17 protein-coding genes are annotated in these 26,376 nt (G+C 67.0%); 9 read left to right on the forward strand and 8 right to left on the reverse strand.

The genetic code is table 11. The annotated features are described in order from the left end of the window. Positions 1 to 7 precede the first annotated feature (7 nt). From D2N39_RS19690 to D2N39_RS19705, 4 genes are all read left to right on the forward strand, one after another. Positions 8 to 817, forward strand: coding sequence for an HpcH/HpaI aldolase family protein (locus D2N39_RS19690; protein WP_119136493.1), 810 nt, complete (start codon positions 8 to 10; stop codon positions 815 to 817). Next, positions 817 to 1,782 (forward strand): hydroxyacid dehydrogenase, encoded by a 966-nt coding sequence (locus D2N39_RS19695; RefSeq protein WP_119136494.1) that lies wholly within the window; start codon positions 817 to 819, stop codon positions 1,780 to 1,782. Before D2N39_RS19690 ends, D2N39_RS19695 begins: the two co-directional genes overlap by 1 nt. Next, the gene (locus D2N39_RS19700) at positions 1,775 to 2,896 is read left to right on the forward strand and encodes a Gfo/Idh/MocA family protein (protein ID WP_119136495.1); all 1,122 of its coding nucleotides are present in this window, start codon (positions 1,775 to 1,777) and stop codon (positions 2,894 to 2,896) included. The genes D2N39_RS19695 and D2N39_RS19700 overlap by 8 nt, the downstream gene beginning before the upstream one ends. Before the next feature lie 109 nt (positions 2,897 to 3,005). Continuing rightward, the gene (locus D2N39_RS19705; protein WP_119136496.1) at positions 3,006 to 3,881 is read left to right on the forward strand and encodes a MurR/RpiR family transcriptional regulator; all 876 of its coding nucleotides are present in this window, start codon (positions 3,006 to 3,008) and stop codon (positions 3,879 to 3,881) included. Positions 3,882 to 4,037: 156 nt separating this feature from the next. Here the strand turns inward: D2N39_RS19705 and D2N39_RS19710 are convergent, their stop codons facing one another. Then, positions 4,038 to 5,126 (reverse strand): ParB/RepB/Spo0J family partition protein, encoded by a 1,089-nt coding sequence (locus tag D2N39_RS19710; RefSeq protein ID WP_119136497.1) that lies wholly within the window; start codon positions 5,124 to 5,126, stop codon positions 4,038 to 4,040. Continuing rightward, positions 5,123 to 6,430, reverse strand: a complete 1,308-nt coding sequence (locus D2N39_RS19715) for an AAA family ATPase (protein ID WP_119136498.1) — start codon at positions 6,428 to 6,430, stop codon at positions 5,123 to 5,125. The genes D2N39_RS19710 and D2N39_RS19715 overlap by 4 nt, the downstream gene beginning before the upstream one ends. A gap of 532 nt (positions 6,431 to 6,962) precedes the next feature. On the opposite strand from D2N39_RS19715, the gene D2N39_RS19720 reads away from it, so the two are divergent. Continuing rightward, the gene (locus tag D2N39_RS19720) at positions 6,963 to 7,637 is read left to right on the forward strand and encodes a hypothetical protein (RefSeq protein WP_119136499.1); all 675 of its coding nucleotides are present in this window, start codon (positions 6,963 to 6,965) and stop codon (positions 7,635 to 7,637) included. Between the two features lie 6 nt (positions 7,638 to 7,643). On the opposite strand, the gene D2N39_RS19725 is transcribed toward D2N39_RS19720, so the two are convergent. The 3 genes from D2N39_RS19725 to D2N39_RS19735 are packed head-to-tail and all read right to left on the reverse strand — an operon-like array spanning position 7,644 to position 11,445. Then, positions 7,644 to 8,264, reverse strand: coding sequence for an HAD family hydrolase (locus tag D2N39_RS19725; RefSeq protein WP_119136500.1), 621 nt, complete (start codon positions 8,262 to 8,264; stop codon positions 7,644 to 7,646). Further along, on the reverse strand, positions 8,261 to 10,720 hold the full coding sequence (locus D2N39_RS19730) for an ATP-binding protein (protein WP_119136501.1): 2,460 nt from the start codon (positions 10,718 to 10,720) through the stop codon (positions 8,261 to 8,263). Before D2N39_RS19730 ends, D2N39_RS19725 begins: the two co-directional genes overlap by 4 nt. After that, a complete protein-coding gene (locus tag D2N39_RS19735; RefSeq protein WP_119136502.1) occupies positions 10,717 to 11,445 on the reverse strand; it encodes a response regulator in 729 nt (242 codons plus the stop codon). Before D2N39_RS19735 ends, D2N39_RS19730 begins: the two co-directional genes overlap by 4 nt. A 256-nt stretch (positions 11,446 to 11,701) precedes the next feature. On the opposite strand from D2N39_RS19735, the gene D2N39_RS19740 reads away from it, so the two are divergent. From D2N39_RS19740 to D2N39_RS19750, 3 genes are read left to right on the forward strand one after another with little or no spacing between them, the layout of a single operon-like run. Then, positions 11,702 to 12,733 (forward strand): ABC transporter substrate-binding protein, encoded by a 1,032-nt coding sequence (locus tag D2N39_RS19740; RefSeq protein WP_119136503.1) that lies wholly within the window; start codon positions 11,702 to 11,704, stop codon positions 12,731 to 12,733. A 58-nt stretch (positions 12,734 to 12,791) separates the two neighbouring features. Then, complete coding sequence (locus D2N39_RS19745; RefSeq protein WP_119136504.1) at positions 12,792 to 14,942, forward strand: ABC transporter permease; 2,151 nt, start codon at positions 12,792 to 12,794, stop codon at positions 14,940 to 14,942. A gap of 16 nt (positions 14,943 to 14,958) precedes the next feature. Further along, positions 14,959 to 16,011: an ABC transporter ATP-binding protein gene (locus D2N39_RS19750; protein WP_119136511.1), complete on the forward strand. Its 1,053-nt coding sequence runs from the start codon at positions 14,959 to 14,961 to the stop codon at positions 16,009 to 16,011. A 1-nt stretch (position 16,012) separates the two neighbouring features. On the opposite strand, the gene D2N39_RS19755 is transcribed toward D2N39_RS19750, so the two are convergent. The 3 genes from D2N39_RS19755 to D2N39_RS19765 all read right to left on the reverse strand — a co-directional run bounded on the left by D2N39_RS19755 (position 16,013) and on the right by D2N39_RS19765 (position 18,079). Then, positions 16,013 to 17,308 (reverse strand): type II toxin-antitoxin system HipA family toxin, encoded by a 1,296-nt coding sequence (locus tag D2N39_RS19755; protein ID WP_119136505.1) that lies wholly within the window; start codon positions 17,306 to 17,308, stop codon positions 16,013 to 16,015. Further along, positions 17,298 to 17,633, reverse strand: coding sequence for a helix-turn-helix transcriptional regulator (locus D2N39_RS19760; RefSeq protein WP_233557310.1), 336 nt, complete (start codon positions 17,631 to 17,633; stop codon positions 17,298 to 17,300). The genes D2N39_RS19755 and D2N39_RS19760 overlap by 11 nt, the downstream gene beginning before the upstream one ends. Before the next feature lie 152 nt (positions 17,634 to 17,785). Continuing rightward, positions 17,786 to 18,079, reverse strand: a complete 294-nt coding sequence (locus D2N39_RS19765) for a DUF2218 domain-containing protein (protein WP_119136506.1) — start codon at positions 18,077 to 18,079, stop codon at positions 17,786 to 17,788. Between the two features lie 364 nt (positions 18,080 to 18,443). Here D2N39_RS19765 and D2N39_RS19770 point away from each other — a divergent pair. After that, positions 18,444 to 26,376: non-ribosomal peptide synthetase (locus D2N39_RS19770; protein ID WP_119136507.1), on the forward strand; the 7,933-nt coding region annotated here is incomplete at its 3' end.

Consider the following 26,376-nt stretch of genomic DNA (forward strand, 5'->3'; position numbering starts at 1 on the left):
GGCGACGATGCAGAACAGGCTGAAACAGATCTGGGCCGCAGGCCGCCCCGCCCTGAACGGCTGGCTGTCCATAGGCAACAGCTTCACCGCCGAGATCATGGCAGCACAGGGCTATGACAGCCTCACCGTCGATCTTCAGCACGGCGCGCTGGATTACAGCGCGCTGCTGCCGATGTTGCAGGCGATGCGCGGCGCGGGCGTGGTGCCGATGGCGCGAGTGCCGTGGCGCGAACCCGGCATCGTGATGAAGGCGCTGGACGCGGGCGCCATGGGCATCATCTGCCCCATGATCAATTCCGGCGCCGAAGCGGCGGAATTTGTAAGCTACCTGCGTTATCCGCCGCTGGGCCAGCGCAGTTTCGGCCCCACCCGCGCCGCGGTTGCCCATCCCGGCTACGGCCCCGCCGTCAATGACCAGATCCTTGCCCTTGCAATGATCGAGACACAGGCGGGCATCGACAATCTGGAACAGATCGCGGCGACGCCCGGCCTTGACGGGCTTTACATCGGCCCGGCCGATCTGACGCTGGGCACCCAGAACGGCCGCCTGCCCCCCGGCTTTGACCGGGAGGAGCCGGAAATGGTGGCGCTGATCCAGCGCATCCTCGCCGCCTGCAAGGCCAATGGCATCCGCGCCTGTCTCCATTGCGGCACCCCCGCCTATGCCGCCAAGGCCATCGGCTGGGGCTTTGATCTGACCACCGTGTCGGGCGATTCCCGGCTGCTGGCCGGGGCTGCCGCCGCCTCGGTCCGTGACTGGCGGCAATTGACCGGGGCAGAGCCGCTGCCCACCCCGGACCAGAAAGGGGGCTACTGATGCCGCATCTTCTGGTGGCCGGAAAATTGCACCCGACGGGCGAGGCGATGCTGCACAGCCTTCAGGCGCAGGGTCTGGGGGTGGATTACGTCGAGGAGGTCTCGGAGCCCTCCTACGCGCCACTGATCCACCGGGCCGATGCGCTGGTGATCCGCACCCAGCCGCTGACGGCCGCGACCGTGGCGCAGGCAGAACGGCTGCGCGTGGTGTCACGCCATGGTGTCGGGTATGATTCCGTCGATCTGGCGGCACTGAACGCGCGCGGCATCGCGTTGACCATCGTGGGCGATGTCAACTCCGTCTCGGTGGCGGAACACGCCATGATGCAGCTTCTGGCTGGCGCCAAACGTGCGCTGCGCGCTGACCGTTCCGTGCGCGCGCCAGATGGGTGGAACTGGCGCAACCGTCTGGAAGCGCAAGAGATTTCCGGGAAGAACCTGTTGATCCTTGGCTATGGCCGCATCGGGCGGCATCTGGCGCGGATGGCGGCGGGCTTTGACATGCAGGTGCGCGCCTGCGACCCCTTCCTTGAAGGCAAGGGATGGCCTGACGGGCGGGTGCGACCCGTGCCTCTGGACGAGGGGCTGCCATGGGCCGATTGCATCTCGGTCCATATTCCGAAAAGCGACCGCCCTGTCATCGGCGCCGCCGAAATCGCCCGCATGAAGCGCGGGGTGATCCTTGCCAATACCGCGCGCGGCGGGGTGGTGGACGAGGCGGCCCTTGCGGCGGCGTTGGCTTCGGGCCAGATCGCCGCCGCCGGGGTGGATGTGTTCGACACCGAACCGCCCGCGGCCTCCCCTCTTCTGGCACAGGACAACGCGATCCTGTCGCCGCATATCGCCGGGCTGACCGCCGACTGCGGCGAACGCATGGCCATTGCCGCAATCCAGAATGCCCTTCAGTGCCTAGACGGCACCATAGACCCTGATCTGATCGTCAACCGGAACATCCTTCATGTCTGACAAACCCAAACTGCGCATCGGCCTGATCGGCACCGGCTTCATGGGCAAGACCCATGTCTTCGGCTTCGCCACCGCCGCCAAGGTCTTCGACCTGCCGTTCGAGGTGGAGTTGCACACCGTCGCCGATGTGACGGAAAGTGCGGCCCGCAAGGCGGCCGAGGCCTGGGGCTTTGCCCATGCGACCGCCGACTGGCGGCAGATGGTGGCCGATCCGGCGATTGATCTGGTGGACATCACCGCCCCCAATGCGCTGCACAAGGACATGGCGCTGGCCGCGATCCGGGCGGGCAAGCATGTCTATTGCGAAAAGCCGCTGGCCCCTCTGGCCGCCGATGCGCAGGAAATGGCCCTCGCAGCCGAGGCAGCAGGCGTGCGCACGCAGGTCGGTTTCAACTATCTCTGCAACCCGATGCTCCACCTTGCGCACGACATGATCGCGGCGGGGGAGCTGGGCGAGATTCGCGCCTATCGCGGCGTCCATGCCGAGGATTACATGGCCGATGCCACCGGCCCCTTCACCTTCCGCCATGATCCGGCGGGCGGAGGGGCGCTGGCCGACATCGGCAGCCATGCGCTTGCCACCGCCGAATTCCTGCTGGGCCCGATCACCCGCGTGATGGGCGACTGCGTGACCGTGATCGACAGCCGCCCCGGCAGCGATGGCCAGCCACGGGCCGTCGAGGTCGATGACATCGGCCGCGCCTTCCTGCGGTTCGCCAATGGCGCGAGCGGCAGCATCGAGGCGAACTGGATCGCCACCGGCCGCAAGATGCAGCATGACTTCGAGGTCTATGGCTCGAAAGGCGCGCTGGTCTTCAGTCAGGAACGCTTCAACGAACTGCATTTCTACGCGACCACCGATGCCGCCGGACGCCGGGGCTTCCGCCGGATCGAGGCCGCGCCGGATCATGCGCCCTATGGCGCCTTTTGCGTGGCGCCCGGCCATCAACTTGGCTTCAACGATCTGAAGGCAATCGAGGTGGCCGGGTATCTGGCTGCCATTGCCGGCAAACGGGCTGAACCCTTCGGTTTTCGTGCCGGATTGCGCATCCAGACCCTGATCGAGACGATCCAGAATTCGGCCCGCGCGGGCAGTTGGCTGGCCGTGCCCTGACGGCGGCCAGTAAGTTGGAAATCATCGGATGGCCGTCTGCAATTTTCATTGCAGCCCCAATCCCTGCATGCCACATATGCAAGAATATTTATGCGATGGAGGCCGGATCATGACAGAAATCGGGACAGAACCCCCGAAGGATTATGAAGCGCTGATCCGGCTGATCCATGAGCGCCATGACCGGATGAGCAAGACCTATCAGCAAATCTCGGTCTTTCTGACGCAGAATCCCAATGATGTGGCGGTGCAATCGGTGAATGCCATTGCCGAACGCTGCGGCATCCATGCCTCCAGCTTCGTGCGGTTCGCACAATCGCTGGGCTACAAGGGTTTCAAGGAGTTGCAGCTGCTGTTCCAGAAGCGGCTTTCCACCGCCGCGCCGGGGTTCGAGGCGCGGGTGAAGGCGCTTGAGGAGGAGCTTCAGGGCCGCGAGGATGCCTCGGATTACGGCTTCCTGCGCGATCTGGTGGTGCGCGACATCGCCTCGCTGCAAAGCCTGCTGGATGACATCCCGCCAGAAAGCCTCGCCAGCGCCGCCGATCTGCTGCACGGGGCCGAGACGGTCTATCTGCTGGGCCAGTTGCGCTCCGCGCCGGTGGTGGAACTGCTGCGCTATGTCTTCACCATGCTGGGCAAGCGCTGCGTCCTGCTGGACAGCGGCGGCGGGCTGGCCACCCATATGGCCCGCACCATCACCGAACGCGATGTGCTGCTGGCGGTCTCGTTCCGGTTCTACGCCAATGAGGTGGTGAATATCGTCGAGGAAGCGGGTAGCCGCAACGTGCCCATCGTCGCGGTCACCGACAGCACGCTGAGCCCGCTGGCCAAATCGGCACGGGTGCTGTTTGCGGTGCCCGAACACGATTATTCCTTTTCACGCTCGCTGGCCGCGCCGATGTGTCTGGTTCAGGCGCTGTCGGTCGCGCTGGCCTCGCGCGTGCAGCGGGGCGCCGCGCCGCGCATTCCCACGGTCACGGGGGCCTGACCCCCCTGCCCCGCCAGCCCTGCGAGGCAAAGCTCGCACCGGATGGCAGCATCCTCCGGCAACGAATTGATTTTCCGCCACTATGCAAAAGACCCGGCGCCTGCCGATGCAGCGCGCCGGGTCTTTCCTGTGGTCAAACCTTCCCCGCGGGGAAGATCAGGAGATTTCAGCCAGCAGCCGCGTCAGCGCCGCCTCCAGCTTGCGCCGGTCGAACGCCGAGAAATCGCGGTCCAGCCGGATTTCCAGCCGGCCGTTGGCCGCCGTGCATTTCGCGGTGCCCAGCGGGGTCGGCACCTGAAAGGTGGTCTTGGCCTTGGTCGCGGGTTTCGGTGGCACGGCGGCCCCGCCCTTGCCCGGCGCCGCCTCGTCTTCGGCCTCGGCGCCAAGCGCCTTGCGCAGCACGTCGATTTCATCGGTGACGGACCGGTTGTCCCAGCCGCGCAGCACGGCACGGATCTGCGGCACCAGTTCCGGCCGCTCGTCGATGGCGGCTGCAAGCTGCAAGCCCAGCGACCGCGGGATATGCGGGGCAAAACGCAGGTCATCGCCCAGCCTGTCCATCACGCGGATGAATTGCCGGATATAGCTGCGCTTCTGATAGCCCGCCGATTTGAACAGCTCGGCCACAGCGCGGTCGGCATCGTTTTCGGCGGTCTGCGGGTCGCGGGCATAGTTCAGCGCCAGCATCGCCATTTCGGCAAAAGAGATGTCCTTGCGCACAAGGTTCTCGTCCACCATCCGGCGATACAGCGCCTCCAGATCTTCCCCGCGGGGAAGAATCCCTGCCGGAATGCGCCCCCAGCTTTCGGCATCCCCCGTCTCTTCCAGAAGCTGCCGATAGGCCGCCAGACGGCGGAAGCCCTGCACCAGTTCGTATTTGCCATCCGCCCGCGCCTCGACCCGGATCGGGTTCGACAGGCCCAGATCGCGGATCGAGGCGACCAGCTCGGCCAGTTCCATATCGTCGCCCTTGGCACGGTCGCGGACCAGCTTCCACGTCTCCACCGCGTCCAGATCGACCAGATCGACGATCAGGCCCAGCTTTTTCATCCGCACATGCTCGGCCGCCAGCGCGTCATTCTCGGCGCGGATCTGTGCCTCGACCGCGCGGCGGTCACGCAGCGATTCCGCGTTCTCTGATATGGCAGTCGCCATGGGAGAGCGGCGCGGCGCTGGCGCCTCTGCCTCAGTGGTCGGCTCGTCGGCCTCCGGCAGGTCGATGTCGAAGGTGCGGCGCTTCTTCATTGCTCATCCTCCATCTTCGCCCAGGCATCCAGAAAACAGGCTCGGAATTCTTCGTAGGCGCGATCAAAGGAGGCGCGGGCGCGGCGCCAGGTCTCGCGCGTCATGGTGCGATAGTCGATTTCATAGACCGACGACAGGAAGCGCCCGGATTGTTCAACCGCGCGGGTCATCTCGATCGGTTCGTTGCAGACCGTATCGCCGAACACCTTGCGGAACGCCTCCAGCATCGCGCGGTGCAATTCGTTGCCCGGCTCGTAGCGCGTCATCAGGAAACGCAGGTCGAGAAAGGCTTTCGGCAGCCGCATCTTCCCCGCGGGGAAGGTTCCGTCGAACCCATGCGCCAGATCCTCCAGCGCCTCGGACAATTGCCCGATGAACGAGGTGGTGCTGTCATATTCCCAATAGCCGGGGCCGGACGGGATATACAGCACATCCGCCGCGAAGACCGCGTTCATCGACTGATAGCCAATGGCGGGCGGGCAATCGAACAGGATCAGATCATAGGCATCGGCAGACAGCGCATCCAGATAGCGCGACACGGCGGCAAAGAACGACCAGTCGGGATTGAGGTGCCGGTATTGCGCGCTGGCAAATTCCACGAAGGCGGCATTGGCGCAGCTTGGCACGATGTCGATGGTGGGCCAGGCGGTCGGGCGTATGAAATCGGTCACGCGCAGATCGCCCAGACCCAGATCGCGGACCGAGGCGGGCAGGCGGCGCTGGGGCAGGGCGGTGCCGCTTTCGGCGGCCTGCGGCATGGCATTCATCCGGTCCGTCTCGCGCACCAGATCGCGGGCGATGATGCCCCAGACCGTCAGATCCTCGCTGACGTCATGCAGGCCCATCGAATGCGTCAGCGTGGCCTGCGGATCGAAGTCGACCACCAGCACCCGATAGCCATCCAGCGCCGCCGCATGGGCCATGTGCAGCGCCACGGTGGACTTGCCGGCCCCGCCCTTGAAATTGGAAATCGCCACCCGGATCGCCCGCTTGCCCGCCGGGCGCTTCGGCATCAGCGAGGTGCGGTTGATCTTCATCTTGCGCCGCAGTTCGTTGATCTCGGTCAGCGAGAACCAGCGCTGGCGCCCGTCCTCCTCGACTTCCCCGCCGGGAAGGTCGGGGTCGGCGGCAAGACGGCCGCGGAAGGTGGACTGGTTGATCTTGAAGATCAGTTCCGCCACCTCCCAGGATGAAAAGCGCCGCAGGGTCTTTTCATGCTCGGGCGAGAAAGTCTGACGGCGGATGAAGCCCTGCATCTTCAGCGATTGGGCCTGAAGGGCGGCGAGATCCTCGTGGGTATACATGCTCGGTTCCGTTGACTGGACGTAGATTTCCTGTTTTTTCAGAAATACGCCGGATTTGCCTAAACCGCAAAAGCTAAGTTATTCTTGTTGGCAGAAAATCGGAAATCGCCCGATCCACTGGATTTCGCAGGCTTTTCAGACAGGCAACCGATTCGGATAGCGCGTGCCGGACCTGCGGATTGATCGCCAGGAAACGGTGGTGGAGCCACAAGCATTGGGGGGACATTTTCGCCACCCACGCCACAGGTTGAGGGGACATTCACGTCACGATAGGGTGACAGACAGGATGTCCCCTAATACCAGAAGAACCATTTCTTTCTTGAATAGAAGCCATCGAATATGCCGTCCGAAGGATCCGGCCAGAACCAGCCCCTTGACAGAATCGAGTGACAGGACGCTAATGCCGACAACGAAATGAAAAACGCCGGGCAGTAGCGGAAAGCATCCAGGGACAACGCTCTTTGGTCCGCGATCCAGAAGAACACCGAACTGCCGGCCAAGAAACGATGGGGGTGTCCCCCGGAGGCCAGGCATGTTGATGAAGAAGGCGGTTGGCCGGGGTGGCGGCACGCGCAAATACGACCTACTGACCATTCTTGGCGTCCATGCGCTTGCACAGGGCAAGACCCTGCAACGCCAGACGCTGCGGCTTCTGTGTCTGATCACCGCGCGCTACAACTGGCAGAACGACCAGCTTTCGGTGGGTCAGGCCGAAATCGCGCGGCTCTGGTCCGTCGATACCCGCACGGTCAAACGCGAGATGGCGGCGCTGCGAGAGCGCGGCTGGCTGGTTGAGAAACGCCCGGCGGCGCGGGGGCGGGTCACGGTCTACGGTCTGGGGATCGCTCAGATCCTGCATGATACCCGCGCAAGCTGGGACATGGTCGGCCCCGATCTGGTGGCGCGGATGGATGCGCCCGAGGCCCCGCCGGAACCGGAGGCCGGGGGCAAGGTGATCCCCTTCCCGCAGCTGCCAATGCCGGAAGGGGAGGGGGCCTGGCCCCGCATTGCGCGGCGGCTGCAACAAAGTGATGCCGGGCTTTACCGTCTGTGGTTCGCCATGCTGGAGGGCATCGAAAGCGGGCATGAAGTGCTGATCAGCGCACCCTCTGCCTTTCATGCCGCCTATGTGCAGACGCATCACCTGCCGCTGCTGGAACGCGCCGTGCGGCAAGAGGAGCCGGGGTTGAGCCTGCGCTTTGTCTGAGGCGGCTCAGGCCGGGGCGGTGAGGCTGCGGGTCAGATGTTCGACCGTGGCAAGCGCCGTGGCCTCGCGCACGTCCAGTGCGGGGATACCGGCGCGGCGGGCGGCTTCCATCCCCTGTGCGCTGTCCTCCAGCACCAGACAATCGGCCGGGGCGGTGCCAAGGCGGGCGGCGGCCAGCAGGAACATCGCCGGATCGGGCTTCGCGGCCGGAACATCGCTCAGCGTCACCACGGTATCGAACAGCGCATGCAGCCCGGCCCCGCGCAGGATGGCATGGACCACCGGCGCCTCGCCGTTGGAGGCGACGGCCGAGGGCCGCGCGCCCCAGGCGCGGGCCAGTGCCGCAACCGGCGGATTGGGAGCGCATTGGCCGGTGCGGGCGAGCTTTGCCGCCGCGTCGATGCTGTCGCGCACGGCGCGGTCGATGTCGATCGGGCTGCCGCTGTCGGCCACCCAGTCCGCGATCAGTTCGCGGCGCGCAAGCCCGCCGCGGGCGTGATAGAAGGCCAAGTCCAGCGCATCACCCTGCAAGGCAAAGGCCTCGGTGAAGGCGGCGAAATGCAGGTCGCCGGTCAGCACCAGCGTGCCGTCGCAATCGAAGATCAGGGCCTTGGGCATCGGGGTCATGTCGGTCGGTTTCCTTGCAGGCAGGCAGACAGTGCCGCCGTATCGAGCGGTTTGGGCAGGCGGAACAGCCTGCCGGGAAAGCGGGCGCCCAGCGGGTCGGCATCGGGCAGGTGGCCGGAGGTGACGATGACGCGCGTGCCCTCGGCCCGGCGCAGCGCCGCTTCGGCGATAGCCCAACCAGAGGCCGCGCCGTCGAGGTGCAGATCGGTCAGCACGAGGTCGAAGGGCGGGCCCGTGGCGATCAGGCGTTGCGCTTCGGCCGCGGTGGCGGCTTCGGTCAGATCGGCCCCGGCCAGCAGGCGGCGCGCATGGGCGGCGTCAGGCGCGGCATCCTCGACCAGCAGCACGCGGCCCAGCGGGGGCAGGGCGGGTTCGGCGCTGGTGGCCAGCGGCAGCAGCAGGCGGACACTGGTGCCTTTGCCGGGTTCGGACCGGATGTCGATGTCGCCGCCCGACTGGCGGATGAAACCGCAGACCATGGCAAGGCCCAGCCCGGTGCCGGTGCCATCGGGGCGGGCGGTGAAGAACGGCTCCATCGCCATGGCCAGCACCTCGGGCGTCATGCCGCGCCCGGTGTCGCTGACCTCGACCAGCGCGCGGCCCGAGGGGGCGGGGGCCAGCGTGACGGTGATCGCGCCAGCGCCGTCAATCGCCTGTGCGGCGTTGAGGCAGAGGTTCAACAGCGCGCTTTCCATCTGGCCGGGGTCGATCCGCACCGCGAGCGGGCGGGCGGAAGGGCAGAGGGTCAGGGCGATGCGGTCGTCAAGCGCCAGCGCGATCAGATCCTCCATCCCCTCGACCAGCGCGTTCAGGTCCACCACCTCCGGGTCCAGATGCAGGCGGCGGGCAAAGGCCAGCAGGCGCTGGGTCAGCGCGGTGCCCAGATCCAGCGCGGCGGCCAGCGTCTGATGCAGGCCGCCCGCACGTTCGGGCGGCGCGGTTTCCAGAAGGTGCAGGCTGGTCGAGATGGTTGACAGGATATTGCCGAAATCATGCGCGACCTCGCCCGCGATCTTGCCAAGCGCTTCGGTCCGCTGCACCTGTTGCAGCCGGTCCTCCAGCGCGCGGCGGGCGGAGACGTCGGTCAGCAGCATGACGGTGCCGCCGGTGGCGAGGCGGCTTTGGCGCAGATCGACCACGCGGCCATCGGCGTGATGCAGTTCGGCAAAGCCATCGGGGCCGGGAATGCGCTGCCAACCCGCGCCCGCCAGCAGCGCCGCCATGTCGGGGCGGCCGTCGAAAGCCCCGGCGGGCAGGCCCAGAACCGGGGCAAGGTGGCGGTTGTGGGCGACCAGCGCGCCTGCGTCTGACAGGATGGCCAGACCGTCGGACATGCCGTCGAACAGATTTTCGAACAGGGCGTTGCGCTGTGCAAGTTGCCGGTTGGAGCGGTCAAGCCGCAAGGTATTGGCGCGGAAGGCGCGGAAGGCGTGGAACAGCTTGCCGATCTCGTCGCCCGCATGTTCGCCGCGCGGCAGCCGCGAGGAACGGTCGCCCACCGCGAGGCGCATCATTGCGTCCGAAATGGCGCGCAGGTTGTCGGTGACATAGCCCGAAACGAACAATGCGGCCAGAAGCGCGACCACGGCGCTGATCAGGCCGACAATGACGATGATGCCCCGCGCGAAAGCGATGGCCGAGAGGGTGCGGGCGCGTTCGGCGGCAATTTGTGCCTGCGTGCGGGCCGTCACCTCGGCCGCGTGCAGGCTGACCGCCTCGGCCCCCAGCCGGATGCGCGCCAGCGCGGCTTCGGCGGCGATCTGGCGGGCGAGTTCGAGGCGGCGCAGTTCGAACAGGCCCGCGGGGCCTTCGGCGAGGGCGCGCATTTCATCCAGATAGGGGCGGTTGGCCGGGGTGGCGGCGATAGTGCGGATCAGGCGGAAATATTCGCGGTGATGTTCGCCCACGCTGACCAGATTGCTGGCCCGCCCCGCCCCCAGAAGGGCGCGGGTGATGCGTTGCAGGGTCAGCCAGTCCTGCGCGAAGGGCTCGGCCGCGGCGCGGGCGACGAGCTGGCGCTCGATCCCGGCGGTGCGGGCGTTGAGGCGCAGGATCTGGTCGGTGTAGCCCGCGCGGGCCGAGGCGGCGGCGACCAGATCCAGCACGGCGGCATCCATGCCGCGCAGGGTGGCGGCCAGCGCGGCCTCGCCGGGGGCGAGGCTTCCGGCGATGCCGGCGATCAGGGTGCGGGCGGTCTCGGCCTCCTGCCGGATGCGGAACGGGCTTTGCAGGGTCAGCAGCCACGGCGCCCCGGTCGCAAGGTCCGAGGCGCGGCGCGACAGGGTCAGCGACTGGTCCACGGCGGTCAGCGTCTCGTCATGCAGCCGGTCCAGCCGGGCGGTGGCCTGATGCAGCGTGACCCAGCTTGTCGCGCCCACGATTGCGGTGGCCGTGGCCAGCGCCGCCAGCGCGCCCCACATCCGGGCGCGCACGCTGGGGCGGGGCAGGGGCATCATGGCGCGGTGACGAAGATATACCCCTGCCCGCGCCGGGTTTGCAGATGCGCGGGCTTCGAGGGCACGGGTTCGATCTTGCGGCGCAGGCGCAGGATCAGCACGTCGATAGTGCGATCCATGTAAAGCGACAGGTCATTGCCCAGTTCGCGCAGCAGGTCCGACCGGGGGATGATGCGGTCGGGGTGGCGCAGGAAGTAATCAAGCAACCGGTATTCAGCATTGGTCAGCGGAATTTCGGTGCCATCCGGCCCCAGCAGTTCGCGCCGGGTCTGATCCAGCCGCAGGGCGCCGAAGCTGCGCATCCGGCTTTGGCTGCGGTCGGGTGTCGCAAGGGCGGGGTGGCCCGAGCGGCGCAGCACGGCGCGCAGCCGCGCCACCAGTTCGCGCGGGTTGAAGGGCTTCATCATGTAATCGTCGGCGCCGGTTTCCAGCCCGATGATCTTGTCGGTCTCGTCGCCGCGCCCGGTCAGCATGACGATGGGCAGGCCCATCGTCTCGCGGATGCGGATGGCGAGGGTCTGGCCGCTTTCGCCCGCCAGCCGCAGGTCGATCAGGGCAAGGTCCACCGGCCCGGCGGCAGCGGCGGCAAAGAAGCCCGCGCTGTCGGGCACGGCGACGGGGGCAAAGCCGTTCTCGGCCAGAAGCGCCGCCAGGCTGGCGCGCAGGTCTGCATCGTCATCCACAATGACGACGACGGGCCCCCGGGGTGGTGCCGCGCTGGTCATGGTTCCTCCGTCTTGCCGCGCCCTCCCGCCCGGCCTGACCATGATGCCTTGTGGCCCGGTTGGCGGGGAGAGGGTTTCGGGTTTCATTTGTGACCCGTTTCACCCGGTTTTGTAACATTGTTCATCAAAAACCGGGCACTGTGCAGCGCTGTTCATCGTTCCGGGGGTCGCTTGCGCGGGCTTCGGCATGGCAGGCTTCTGTCAGTCCGGCCCATCCGCCCGAGGAAGCGGCAGGCCGGGGCAACGGGAGGATACCATGACCAAGAAGCTTTATATCAGCGCGCTGGCGCTGTCTGCTGCCATGTCCGCTTCGGCGGCGATGGCCGAGGAACTGAACGTCGTCTGTTCCAACGAACAAACGTGGTGCGATCTGATGGCGCAGAATTTCGAGGCGGCGACCGGGATTGATGTCGCCATGGTGCGCAAATCGACCGGCGAGGTTCTGGCGCAACTGCGGGCCGAGAAGGGCAATCCGAAAGTCGATGTCTGGTGGGGCGGCACGGGCGATCCGCATATCATTGCCGCGAACGAGGGGCTGACCCAGGCGACCGGCGTCGATGTCTCGGGCCTGCTGGGCTGGGCTCAGAACATGACCAACATGACCGGCGGCAAGGCCGTGGGTGTGCATGTGGGCCTTCTGGGCTTCATCTACAATACCGAGGTGCTGGCCGAAAAGAACCTGCCCGTCCCGGCCTGCTGGCGCGATCTGGCGAAGCCCGATTACAAGGGCGAGATTCAGGTGGCAAACCCCAATTCCTCGGGCACGGCCTATACGGAACTGGCGACGCTGGTGCAGCTTTTCGGCGAGGATGAGGCGTTCAAGCTGCTGGCCGAGATCGGCGCCAATGTGAACCAGTATACCAAATCCGGCTCGGCCCCCGGCAAGGCCACGGCGCGCGGCGAGACGACGATCGGCATCGGTTTCATGCATGACATGGTGAAGCTGAAGAAAGAGGGTTTCCCGGTCGAGATCGTGGCCCCCTGCGAGGGCACCGGCTATGAACTGGGTGCCGTGTCGGTGGTGGAAGGCACGCCGCATCTGGAGCAGGCGAAGAAATGGGTGGAATATGTCATTTCCGCCGAAGGCCAGTCGCCGGGTCTTGAGGTCGGCGTCTACAACATTCCGTCGAACCCCGGTGCGGCCACCGACCCGGAGGCACCCGACATGGCCTCGGTCAAGCTGATTGATTACGACTTCGCCACCTATGGCGCATCCGACACCCGCGAGCGTCTGCTGGCACGATGGGAAAAGGATGTGAAGGGCGCCGGCGGCGCGATCGAAGAGTAACCACCCATCCGGCCCGCGCGGATGACGCGCGGGCCATTTTCCGTTCGGGGACGATCAGATGACGCGCACCGCAAGGCTGTGGAGCCTGGTGGGGTTGGCCGGTTTTATCCTGCTGCCCTGGTATATGGTGCCGGGGGGCTTTCTGTCCTTCGGCTGGATGGCCGATCCGGCAGGGGAGGGGGCCTCGGGTCTGACCTCGGTGCTGGAGGGGCGCTTCTGGCTGTCAGGGCCGGGTCTGGCGCTGCTGGCCGCGCTGGCGGCGGGCAGTCTGCTGAAGGACGCGCAGGCGCGGGCCAAGGCTTGGGTGATCTGCGGCATCGCGGGGCTGGCCTTGCTGGCAGCGCAGGGGCTTTTGATCCTTGGCACCGGGCCGCGGCTTGCCATGCTGGGCGATGCGGCGCAGCCAGGCATGGGGCTGGGCGCCTTTGTCACCGCGCTGGCGCTGCTGTTCGTCACCACCACCGGGATTTCGGCGCGCGGGCAGGGCAGGGGGGATGCTTTCGTCACCGGCCTTGTCGGGCTGATCGTGGCGCTGGTCGGTGTTTTCGTCTTTTACCCGATGGCCTTCATCCTGATCCGGGCGTTCGAGCTGAAGGGCGGCGCGGGCTTCGGCGTGTCGGAATTCCTGCCGCGCTTCCTGTCATCCGAAACGTGGTCGCTGGCCTGTCTTGCAGGGGGCTGGTGCGGACCGGCGATCAACTCGCTGGCGCTGGCGCTGGCGACGGGTCTGGGCACGACCCTGCTGGGCCTGTCCTTCGCGCTGATCTTCACCCGCACCGATTTCGCCGCGAAAAAGCTGCTGCGGGTGCTGACCATCCTGCCGATCATCACACCGCCCTTCGTGATCGGCCTTGCGCTGATCCTGCTGTTCGGCCGCGCGGGCACGATCACCGAGTTCCTGCACTGGGCCTTCGGGATGGAAAAGACCCGCTGGCTTTACGGTTTCTGGGGCGTGTGGCTGGCGCAAATGCTGTCGTTCACGCCCATTGCCTTTCTGGTGCTGATCGGGGTCGTCGAAGGCATCAGCCCCTCGATGGAGGAGGCGAGCCAGACGCTTGACGCCGACCGCTGGCAGACCTTCCGCCGCGTCTCGCTGCCCTTGATGCGGCCGGGGCTGGCCAATGCCTTTCTGCTGGGTTTCATCGAAAGTCTTGCCGATTTCGGCAATCCGCTGGTCTTGGGTGGCAATTTCAACGTGCTTTCGACCGAGATCTATTTTGCCATCGTGGGCACCGTGGCCGATCCGGCCAAGGCCGCGATCCTGTCGATGATCCTGCTGGCGATGACGCTGGGCGCTTTTCTGGTGCAGCGCCGCTGGCTGGGGCGCAAAAGCTATGCCACCGTTACCGGCAAGGCCGACAATGGCCAGCACGCCAGCCTGAATCCGGGGCTGAAATGGGCCTGCTATGCCACCGCGTTGCCCTGGGCGGCGTTTACGCTGGTGCTTTATGCGCTGATCGTCTTTGGCAGCTTCGTGAAGCTTTGGGGCTATAATCACAGCTTTACGCTGGCGCATTACAAACAGGCCTTCGCCATCTCGTTCCGCAACGGCGTGCATTTCACCGGGGCTGCATGGGACAGCTATTTCTCCACGCTCGGGATCGCCGCGATTTCCGCGCCGCTGACGGCGATGGTGGGGCTGGCGACGGCTTACCTGCTGGTGCGGCAGAAATTCGCCGGCAAGGATGCGTTTGAATTTTCCACCATGCTCAGCTTCGCCATTCCGGGCACGGTGATCGGGGTGGCCTATGTCATGGCCTTCAACTTCCCGCCGATCGAGCTGACGGGAACGGCGATCATCCTGATCCTTGTCTTTGTCTTCCGCAACATGCCGGTGGGTGTGCGCGGCGGGATCGCGGCGATGAGCCAGCTGGACAAATCGCTGGACGAAGCCTCGATCATGCTGGGCGCGAACAGCTTCACCACGCTGCGCCGGGTGATCCTGCCGCTGCTGGGCCCGGCGATCCTTGCGGCCATCACCTATAGTTTCGTGCGGGCGATCACCTCGGTTTCCGCCGTGATCTTCCTCGTCTCCGCCCGGCACAACATGGCCACCAGCTTCATCGTTGGCCGGGTCGAGAACAATGAATTCGGCATCGCCATCGCCTATTCGACGGTTCTGATCGTCACGATGCTGGCCGCCATCCTTGCTTTGCAGGCCGTCATCGGCCGCCGCCGCCTGCGCCGGTCCGACCGCGTGGCGGCATGACATGAAAGGTTCCGAGATGACCAAAGGTTCCGTCCGTTTCGAGAATGTCACCAAGCGCTATGGCGAGGTGACGGCGCTGAAGCCGCTGACGCTGGATATCCAGCCCGGCACGCTGTGCACGCTGCTGGGGCCGTCGGGCTGCGGCAAGACGACGACTCTGCGGCTGATCGCCGGGCTGGAAAGCGCCAGTGAGGGGCGGATCCTGATCGGCGGGCAGGATGTGACGCATCTGTCGGCGACCTATCGGCGGGTGTCGATGGTGTTCCAGTCCTATGCGCTGTTCCCGCATATGACCGTGCTGGAAAACGTGGCCTATGGCCTGAGCGTCAAGCGCATGCCCAAGGCCGAAATGGCCCAGCGAGCCGAGGCCGGGCTGGAGATGGTGGGGCTGAAGGGCTTTGGCGCGCGTCTGCCATCGGAACTTTCGGGCGGGCAGCAGCAGCGCGTCGCGGTGGCCCGCGCCATTGTGCTAGAGCCGGAGGTTCTGTTGCTGGACGAGCCGCTGTCGAACCTTGACGCCAAGCTGCGCCGCCATGTGCGCGAGGAGATCCGCCAGATCCAGCAGCGGCTTGGTCTGACCGCGGTCTATGTGACCCATGATCAGGAAGAGGCGATGGCGGTGTCGGACCGGATCATCGTGATGAAAAACGCCGAGATCGCACAGGAGGGCACGCCGCACGATCTGTATGAACGCCCGGCTTCGGCCTTTATCGCGGATTTCATCGGCGATGCGAACCTGCTGGATGTCGAGGTGACGGAAAGCGGCGCGGCCACGCGGCTGCGCCTGCTGGGGCAGGATTATGCGCTGCCGCTGGCCAGCACGGCGAAAGGCCCGGCCAAGCTGGTCCTGCGCCCGCATCAGGTGCGGCTGTCAGCCGGGCCGGTGCCGGGCGGCATCCCTGCCGAGGTCAGCTATGCCGCCTATCTGGGCAATTCGATCCAGTATACGCTGGCGACCCCGGCGGGCGAGGTCTTTGCCATCCTGCCGCCTTCGGCCCATCCCTTTGCCAAGGGTGACAGCGTGGTGCTGACGTGGCAGCCCGAGGATGTGCGGCTGGTCGCGGCCTGAGCTAGAGCGGGCCGTCCAGCGCGGCAAGCTCCTGCGGGGCACCGTCGAACGCATAGGGGTTGAGGATGGCGCGGCCTGCCAGAAGATCGGCCTCGGGCCGGGTCAGCCCTGCCGCCTCGGCCAGCGGGCGGAACCGGGCGCGGATGGTTTCGATCTGCTGGCGGGCGAGGGCGACGGCCTCGTCCTGCCGCAACCCGAACTCGCCTGCCGCGGCAAGGGCGGTGGCGATGCGGGCGCGGCGGTCATTGCCCTGCACGGCCATGGCCTGATTGGCCTCGCGCCCCAGACGGGGCCGGGGGTCGATGTCATAGGCGGGCGTCAGCCGGATTGCGTGGCCATCCCAGAAACAGGCATGGTTGCGGGCGTGATCGTCGGTATTGCCGACAAGGATGTTGAACAGCATCCGTGACCAGAGTGCGCGACAATCCGCGACCGGGCTGGCCGAGCGGTGACGCAGCACCGTGGCCAGCGCCGGATAGCTGGCATAGCGGGCGGCGGTTTCGTCCAGCCCTTGCAGGGTAAGGGCCGAAACCATGGCGCGGCGCAGGAAGCCCGCGCCCTGTGCCACGCGGTCGAAGCGTTCGACCAGCAGGACATCCTTGCCCTCGACCTGCGCGCATTGGACTTCGGCCACTTCCAGCCCCGCTTCGCGGGCAAGGCGCATCGCCAGAAACTCACCCCTCACCACGTTGTGCTGATCGCGTGAGGACGAGAATTTGGCGATCAGCTTGCGATAGCCGTCGGTCAGTTGCGCCTTGGGCCGCGCGCCACCGATCGAAGTGCCGTGCCGCAGCGCCTCGTCCAGTTCGGGCGACAGGGGGGTGCCGCGCTCCACCGCCTCGGCGGCGTTCAGAAGATCCTGCAACCGGGCTTCGCCTTGCAGGCGGGGGCGGTAGTCGGTGGCAGAGGTCTGGAAATCCAGCGCGCCGATCCGGTCGGAACCGGAAAGCAGCAGATAGTTCAGTTCGTCCAGTTCGGCGGTATCGACATCCTTGCCCCGGCGGCGGAACTGCCGGTTCAGCACGACCCGGCGGCCCCATTGATCGGGCGCGGCATCGCGCAGCGCCCCTGCGATGACATGCGGCGCCTCGGGCAGGATCACCCGGTCCACCAGCGGCAGTTCCGGCAACCAGACGGAAATGGCATCGGGCCGGGCAAGGTAGCTGCGGCCATAGGTGAAGCGGTTGATGCCGTCCACAAGGTCGATCCGGCCGCAGACCACCGGGTCGGTGGCGCCGGGCAGCCAGATCCAGACGAAGGCGGATTGTGCCGGGCGCAGCAGGGGCTCAGAAGTCATTGTCGGGCTTCGACTGGCTGGCCTGGAAGGCGCGTTTCGGCAGCAGGGCGTTCAGGGCACGTTTCTGGTCCAGCAGCGTGCCAAGCTGATCGGTGGGCACGTCGAACAGCGGGATGCCAAGGATTACCGCCGCCTCGAAAGCGGTGCCGATGGCGGTGCCCGGTTCGCCTGCCTCAAGCCGCTGGATGACCCCGCGCGACACCCCGACCCGTGTGCCGAGTTCGGCCGCCGTCATGCCGCGCTGCATCCGTGCGGCGCGGATCATCGCGGCCAGAATCCCCAGTGCCTCTTGCGTGGGGGGGGAAACGGGTTGCGCTTTGCGCATGGCGATCCTTTTGTGGGGCATAACTGATTGTTATGGTCTTTATATGGATCGTGCGCAAAAGTTTCAATCGGAGTGATCCACTTTCGGATCGTAAACTGAAGATATGACCCATTCATAGATCACATTCGAGGGCTATTGCCCCCGGCGGCGCCTCAGGCGGCGTCAAGGTGCCAGTTCAGGCCGGTGAAGCCTTCCCGAAAGGCGAAATTGACCAGATGGCTGTCGATGACAAAGCGGGCCTGAATCAGCGCCTTGGCATCCTCGGCCTGAACGCGGACGGTCAGCCCTTCGTCGTCTGCCGTCAGATCGGCCGGGCCGGAGGCCAGCGCGGCACGACCCTGTGCCGCATCAAAGCTGACTTCCACCTTGTGCGCGAAATGCTTGCACAGTTGTTGCAGGTATTTCGAGCCATGCACGGTGGGATAGCGGGCGGTCGAGATGAGCATGCCATAATTCCTTACTGTTTTACTAAAATTACCTGACACCCCCGTTTTGTGCAAGCGGATCGCCCGTTCACGATCCTGTGCAAGATGAAGCCGTGTGGTGCCGATGGTGGGGCTGGCGCTCTGCCGGGAAAAACAATTTTCTTGACGCAACAATTTTTTTCTTTCGTAATGGTTGTAAGAAAAATGGCGAACAGCCAGTCAGTTTCAGGGTGAGGATGCGACCATGATGTCAGGACCGGCGGGGGGATTCCCGCAGGCGGCCTCCGGCTTGTTTGGTTCCCGCAACGCCCTTTCCTTTCCAGAATAATTCTCCCGTTTCGGAAGCTGGAAAAAATTCATTTAACGTCTTCAATGGCTTGGTAACATGACAGAGTTTGCGACCCTTCTTGATCTGCTGCATGTCAGGTTTCAGGAGGATGCGGAGCGGCCTGCCTTCACCTTTCTGGACCAGGACCGGCAGGAGACGCTGAGCTTCGCGCGGCTTGGCCATCTGGCACGGGATCTGGCCGGGCATATCCAGCGGCAGGCCGGGCCGGGCGATCGGGTGCTGATCGTCTTGCCACCTGGGCGCGACTATGTGGTGGCGGTGGTGGCCTGTGCGCTTGCGGGTGCGGTGGCGGTGCCCGCGCTGTCGCCCGCCTCGGTCAAGGGGTTGCCGCGTCTGGCGCGGATCGCAGAGGACGCCGGAGCGGTGCTGCTGCTGACCGGCGCGGCGCAGGCGGAAAAGCTTGCGGCGGAGCCTGCGCTGGCCGCGCTGCCGCGCCTGCTGGTCGAAGGGGAAGCGCCTGCGGATTGGGTTGCCCCCGCGCTGTCGCCCGATGACCTGCTGTTCCTGCAATATACCTCCGGCTCGACCGGCACGCCCAAGGGGGTGATGGTCAGCCATCGCAACGCGCTGGCCAATCTTGGGCTGAGCCGCGACACATTCGGGATGAGCGCGCGGGATGTCATCGTGTCCTGGCTGCCGCCGCATCACGATTTCGGGCTGGTGGGCGGCATCTTCTCGGCGCTGTTCAACGGCTGCCATGCGGTGCATCTGACGCCGCTGGCCTTCCTGACCCGGCCGCGCCGCTGGCTTCAGGCGATCAGCGATTTCCGCGCGACCATCACCGGGGCGCCGAATTTTGCCTGGGATCTGTGCGTGTCGCGGATCGGGGCAGAGGATCGCGCCGGGCTGGACCTGTCGTCGCTGCGGGTGGCGATCAACGGGGCGGAGCGGGTGCGGCCCGAGACGCTGACCGCCTTCTGCACCGCTTTCGCGGATTGCGGCTTCGACCCGGCGGCGGTGACGCCGGCCTATGGGCTGGCGGAAACCACGCTTCTGGTGGCGGCGCCGCGTCTGCATGTGGCGGGGCAATTGCCGCGCATGATTGCCGGGCCAAATGCCTCGGGCGACGAGGCCGCGCTGGTGCAGGGGCAACTTGTCGGGCATGGCGTGGCGCCGGGCACGGTGATCGTGGGGCCAGAGGGCGCGGTGCTGCCCGAGGGCCAGCCGGGCGAGATCTGGGTCAGCGGCCCTTCGGTCGCGCGCGGCTACTGGCGCAACCCGACGGAAACGCAGGCGGCCTTCGGCCATCGTCTGCCGGGGCAGGAAGGCGCGTTCTTCAGGACCGGCGACATCGGCCTGATCGACGGGGGCGAGCTGTTCATCGCCGGGCGCAGCAAGGAAATGATGATCCTTGCCGGGCGCAACCTGTTCCCGCAGGACATCGAACCGGATGTCGAGGCGCTGAGCCCGGCGTTCCGGCGCAGCGGGGCGGCCGTCTTTACGGTGGAGGACGGGCGCGAGACCCGGCTGGTGGTGGTGCAGGAGGTGCTGGACCGCCGCGCGCTGAAAACCGAGGGGCTGGCCGAACAGTTGCGCGCCATGTTGGCCGAGCGGCACGACATCGCGGATCTGGCGGCCTTCCTGCTGGTCAGGACCGGCGATCTGCCGCGCACCACCTCGGGCAAGATCCAGCGCTTCCGCTGCGCGCGGCTGTTCGCGGAACAGGGGTTCCGGCCGCTGTGGTCGTGGCAGGCCGGGGCGGCGGTGCAAAGCGATTTCGTGGCGCCGCGCAGCGCGACCGAGATCGAGCTTGCCGCGCTGTGGCGCGATCTGCTGGGCGGCGAGGACATTTCGATCCGCGACAATTTTCTGGAACTGGCGGGCAATTCGCTGCTGGCGACGCAGATCATCTCGGCGCTGGACCAGCGGTTCGGGGTGGATGTCTCGCTGACCGCGCTGTTCGAGAATCCGACGATCGAGATGCTGGCGGTCGAGATCGACCATGCGCTTGCCCGCCGGGTGGTGGTGGCTGAAGATATTCAGCCCCGCCCGGTGTCGCCCTTGCAGGCGCGGCTGTTCTATCTGGACCAGTTCGCGCCGGGGGATCCGATCTATACGGTCAGCCGGGGACTGCGGCTGGAGGGGGCGGTCGATACCGGCGCGCTGGAACGGGCTGCCGCTGCGCTTGCGGCACGGCACGAGGTGCTGCGTTATCGCTTCGCGCTGGAAGAGGGCCGCCCGGTGGCGCAGCTTCTGCCTGCGCTCGACGGGCTGACCGACTGCCGGGTGGTGGATGATGTGGAAGCTGCTGCCGATGCGCTGCGCGCGGCGCCCTTCGATCTGCTGGCGGGCGGGTTGCTGCGGGTCGCGCTGCTGACCTCGGCGGTGGATGACGAGGTGCACCGTCTGATCCTGTGCGCCCATCGCATCGTGGCCGATGACCTTTCGGCGGACCGGATGCTGGCGGAACTGGCGGCGCTTTATTCGGCCGAGGTGGCGGGGCTGGCCCCGCGTCTGCCCGCCGCGCGGCAACATGCGGCGCTGGCCGAGGCACAGCTTGGCTGGATGGCCTCGGACAATGGCCGCGCCGATCTGGACTGGTGGCGCGATGCCTTGCAGGATGCGCCCGCGTTGCTGGCGCTGCCGACCGACCGGCCACGGCCTGCGGTGCAGGATCACAGCGGCGCGCGGCGTGGCTTCTTCCTGTCGCTGGCAGCGGCAAGCGCGGCAGAGGCCGCCGATCTGGCCGCCACCGCCTTTGCCGTGCTGCTGCATCGCTACAGCGGGCAGGGCGATCTGTGCATCGGTCTGCCGCATCGGGTGCCGACCGGCGATGTCGGCCCGCTGACCGACATGCTGCCGCTGCGGCTGGCGGTTTCGGGCGAGATGCGGTTTGGCGATCTGCGGCACCGGCTGGCGGCCAGCCGCGCCGCCGCCGAGACGCGCGGCGCCGTGCCCTTCGATGCCATGGTGGAGGCCGTGCAGCCCGAGCGGCATCTGGGCCATGCCCCGGTGTTTCAGGTCGCGCTGGAGATTGCGGGGGCGGCCCCGGCGCTGCCCGAACTGCGCGGGCTGGCGGTGCGGGCCGAGCCTGCGCCCGCCCCGCATGCGATGTATGACCTGACGCTGCGCCTGCGCCCGGCGGAGGGCGGCTTTGCGGCCGAGATCGACTATGCCACGGCCTTGTTCGATGCGGAAACCATGGCCGCGATGGGGCGGCATCTTCAGCGCGTGCTGGACCAGCGCACCGCGCCCATGCTGCTGGCCGAGCCGCTGCCGGATGCGGCAGAGCAGACCCGCATCCTGCGCGACTGGAACGCGACCGGGGCGGATTACCCCGAAGCCGCACCGCTGGCCGAGATGTTCGCCCGTCAGGTGGCGCTGCGCCCCGAGGCCGCCTGTGTGGTGGCCGAGGATGGGGAACTGAGCTTTGCCGAGCTGAACCGCCGCGCCAACCGGCTCGCGCATGCGCTGATCGCGGCAGGGGTGGGGCCGGATGATCTGGTGGGCCTTTGTGCCGAGCGCAGTGCCGCGATGATGGTGGCGCTGCTGGCGATCCTGAAGGCGGGGGCGGGCTATCTGCCGCTGGACCCGGCGCTGCCGGAGGCGCGGCTGGAGTATATGATCCACGACGCCCGGCCGCGTGCGATTGTCACGCTGGCGCATCTGTCCGGCGCGTTGCCCGCCGCCGCTTGCCCGGTGCTGCTGGCCGATGACGCCGCTGCCCTTGCCGACCGGCCCGAAACCGACCCCGCGCCGCGCGGCACGATGCAGACGCTGGCCTATTGCATCTATACCTCCGGCTCGACCGGCAACCCCAAGGGCGTGATGGTGGCGCAGGCCGGGGTGGTGAACCGGCTGTGCTGGATGACCCGCGCCTATGGCGTGGCGCCGGGCGAGCGGCTGTTGCAGAAGACGCCCTACAGTTTCGACGTTTCGGTATGGGAGCTGTTCTGGCCGCTGATCGCGGGGGCGACACTGGTGATGGCCCGGCCCGGCGGGCATCAGGATGTGGCCTATCTGGCCGGGGTGATCCGCGACCAGCGCATCACGACCGTGCATTTCGTGCCGCCGATGCTGGAATTCTTCATCGACTATGCCGATCTGTCGGGCTACGGCAGCCTGCGGCAGATCCTTTGTTCCGGGCAGGCGCTGCCGGTGGCGTTGCAGAACCGCGTGCTGGCGGCACTGCCGCATGTGGCGCTGCGCAACCTTTACGGCCCGACCGAGGCCTCCATCGAAGTATCGCACTGGGATTGCCTGCCGCGGGCGGGGCAGGCCACGGTGCCGATCGGGTATCCGATCGGGAATATCCGGCTTTATGTTCTGGATGCGGCGCTGAACCCGGTGCCGGCGGGTGTGGCGGGCGAGCTGTTTCTGGCGGGTATCGGTCTGGCGCGGGGCTATCTGAACCGCCCCGATCTGACGGCCGCGGCCTTCGTGCCCGATCCCTTCGGCCCGCCCGGGGAGCGGATGTATCGTTCGGGCGATCTGGCGCGGCATCTGCCCGATGGCGCGGTGGAATATCTGGGCCGGATCGACGATCAGGTGAAGATCCGGGGCTTCCGCATCGAACTGGGCGAGATCGAGGCGCGGCTGACCGATCTGCCCGCGATCCGCGAGGCGCTGGTGGTGGCAACCGATCCCGGCGCGGGCGAACGCAGCCTGATCGCCTATCTGGTGGCGGAACCGGGGGCCGAGGCGGAGGAGCGCGCCGTGAAGGCCGCGCTGCTGGACCGGCTGCCCGATTACATGGTGCCCGCGTGGTTCGTCTGGCTGCCCGCCTTCCCGGTGACGGCGAATGGCAAGATCGACCGTCGCGCGCTGCCGAAACCCGATGCGCGCCGGGGCGACGACGGTTTCGTCGCGCCCGAGGGCGAGACGCAGATCGCCATGGCCGCGATCTGGGCCGAACTGCTGGGCCGGGATCGCGTGGGCGCGCAGGATCGCTTCTTCGATCTGGGGGGGCATTCGCTGCTGGCGACGCAAGCCATTTCCAAGATCCGGCTGCGGTTCGGCGTGGATGTCCCGTTGCGTGCGGTGCTGTTCGACCGGCCCACGGTGGCTGAACTGGCGGCCGAGGTCGATGCCCTGCGCGCCGACAACCGCCAGACCGGGATGACCGCGATCCGCCCGGCGCCGCGCGATGGCGACCTGCCGCTGTCCTTCTCGCAGATACGGCTGTGGTTCCTTGACCAGCTTGAGCCGGGCAATCCGTTCTACAACATCCCGGCGCCGACGCGGCTGCGCGGGCCGCTGGATGTGGCGGCGCTGCGGCAGGCGATCAACACCATCGTCGCGCGGCATGACAGTCTGCGCACCACCTTCCTTGACCGCGACGGCGCGCCGGTGCAGGTCATCGCCCCGGCGCTGGAACTGGAGATCCCGCTGACCGATCTGAGCGCGCTGCCCGACCCCGAGGCAGAGGCCCGGCGTCTGGCGGTGGAAGATGCGCAGACTGCGTTCCGGCTGGACCTGTCGCCGCTGGTGCGGGCGCGTCTTTTGCGGCTGGGGGACGAGGATCATGTGATCCTGTTCAACATGCACCACATCATCTCTGACGGCTGGTCGATGGGCGTGCTGGTCACCGAATTCGTGGCGCTGTATCGCGCGGCGGTCGAGGGGCGGCCCGATCCGTTGCCGCCGCTGGCGATCCAGTATCTCGATTTCGCGATCTGGCAGCGCGACTGGTTGCAGGGCGAGACGCTGCAACGCCAGCTTGATTACTGGCGCGACCGGCTGGCCGGGGCGCCGCCGGTGCTGCCCCTGCCCACCGACCGCCCGCGCCCGCCCGCGCAAAGCTATCGCGGCGCCACTTTCGACGTGACGCTGCCCGCCGATCTGACGGCAGAGCTTTATGCGCTGGGGGCGCGGCACCAAAGCACGCTGTTCATGGTGCTGCTCTCGGCCTTCAACATCCTGCTGGCACGGTATGCGCGGGTGCAGGATCTTTGCGTCGGCACCTATATCGCCAACCGCAACCGGGCCGAGATCGAGAACCTGATCGGCTTCTTCGTCAACATGCTGGTGCTGCGCAGCGAGGTGGCGCCGGGGGCGAGTTTCGAAACCCTGCTGCAACAGGTGCGGCGCAATGCGCTGGATGCCTATGCCAATCAGGATCTGCCCTTTGAATATCTGGTCGAGGAGCTTCGCCCCGAACGGCATCTGAGCCATTCGCCGCTGTTTCAGGTGGTCTTCGTGCTTCAGAACACGCCGATGGACGATCTGGATGCCTCGGGCCTGCGGACCGAGCCGCTGGCGGTGGAAAGCCATGTGTCGAAGTTCGACCTGACGCTGCGGCTGACGGAAAAGGCCGGGGCGCTGCACGGCTGTTTCGAATATGCGACCGACCTGTTCGACGAAAGCAGCATCGCCGCCATGGCGGGGCAGTTCGACCATCTGTTGCGCGACATCGTGCGCCGCCCCGATGCGGCGCTGGCCGATCTGACGCTCGGCGCGGCCGAGGCCCCGGCCGACGGACCCGCGCCGCTGCCACAGGTGCCGGTGCTGGAGGCTTTCGCCGCCCGCGTGGCCGAGGCGCCGGATCATCCGGCGGTCACCGGCCCCGATGGGCTGGGCTATGCGGCGCTGGATCGCGCCTCGGACCGGCTGGCGCATCGGTTGCGGGAGGCGGCTGTGGCGCAGGGCGCGCCGGTTGGCCTTTGCCTTGACCGGGGCGCCGGTCTGGTGACCGCGATCCTTGCCTGCATCAAGGCAGGGGTGGCGTGGTTGCCGCTGGACCCGGCAATGCCGCCCGCGCGGCAGGCGCTGATCCTGTCAGAGGCGCGGCCCGCGCTGGTGCTGGCCCCGGTGGCCCGGCATGCCGGTTTGCAGGCGGCGGGTGCGGCGCATCTGCTGGACCCCGAAACCGCGTGCGAGGCGCCCGAAGGCCCGCTGCCCGGCTGCGGGGCGGAAGACCCCGCCTATATCCTTTATACCTCCGGCACCACCGGGCGGCCCAAGGGCGTGGTTATCCCGCATCGTGGCGTGATGAACCATGCGGCGCATCACATCGCCCTTTGCGGGCTTGGCCCGCAGGACCGCGTGCTGCAATTCGCAACCCCGGCCTTTGATACCTCGGTCGAGGAAATCCTGCCGACGCTGATGGCGGGCGCGACGCTGGTGCCGCGCCCCGAGGGCTTTCTGGATACCGGCGCCGCCTTCGCCGATTTCCTCACCCGTGAGGGGGTGACTGTGCTCGACCTGCCGACGCGGTTCTGGCAGCTCTGGGCCGAGGACAGCGCGCCGATCCCCGAAGGCGTGCGGCTGGTGATCCTTGGCGGCGAGAAGGTGACCCGTGCGCAGCTTGCAACCTGGAGCCAGCGGCCCGAGGCCGCGCGCATCCGGCTGGTCAATACCTATGGTCCGACCGAAGCGACGATCATCGCCACCGCCTGCGAGGTGCCACCCGATCCGGCGCCCGCGCGCGAAATCCCCATCGGCCGGCCGATCCCCGGCATGGTGCTGCGGCTTCTGGACCCGGCGCTGCGCCCGGTGCCGCAGGGCATGGCAGGCGAAATCTGGCTGGGCGGCGCGGGGCTGGCGCTTGGCTATCTGAACCAGCCGCACCTGACGGCAGACCGTTTCCACGCCGATCCCTTTGGGGCGCCCGGCGCGCGGCTTTACCGCACCGGCGATCTGGGCCGGATGCGCGCCGATGGCCAGATCGAGTTTCTGGGCCGGGTGGACGACCAGATCAAGCTGCGCGGCTACCGGATCGAGCCTGCCGAGATCGAGGCGGTGCTGCTGGCGGCGGGCGCGACACAGGCGCTGGTGCTGCTGGACGAAAGCGCCGGGCAGCCGCGTCTGCTGGCCTATGCGACCGGGGCCGATGAGGCGGTGCTGCGCCGGGCGGCGGAGGCCAGCCTTCCGTCCTACATGTTGCCGTCGTCGATCCTTGTATTGTCTGGATTTCCGTTGAGTTTGAACGGGAAGGTGGATCGTCGGGCTTTGCCTTTGCCGGTGGTTCAGGGGGGTTCGGTTGTGGTCCGGGCCGGGGTTGAGGCGGAGTTGGCGGGGCTTTGGGCGG

It is taken from the genome of Gemmobacter lutimaris, from assembly GCF_003570715.1.
GTDB lineage: Bacteria > Pseudomonadota > Alphaproteobacteria > Rhodobacterales > Rhodobacteraceae > Gemmobacter > Gemmobacter lutimaris.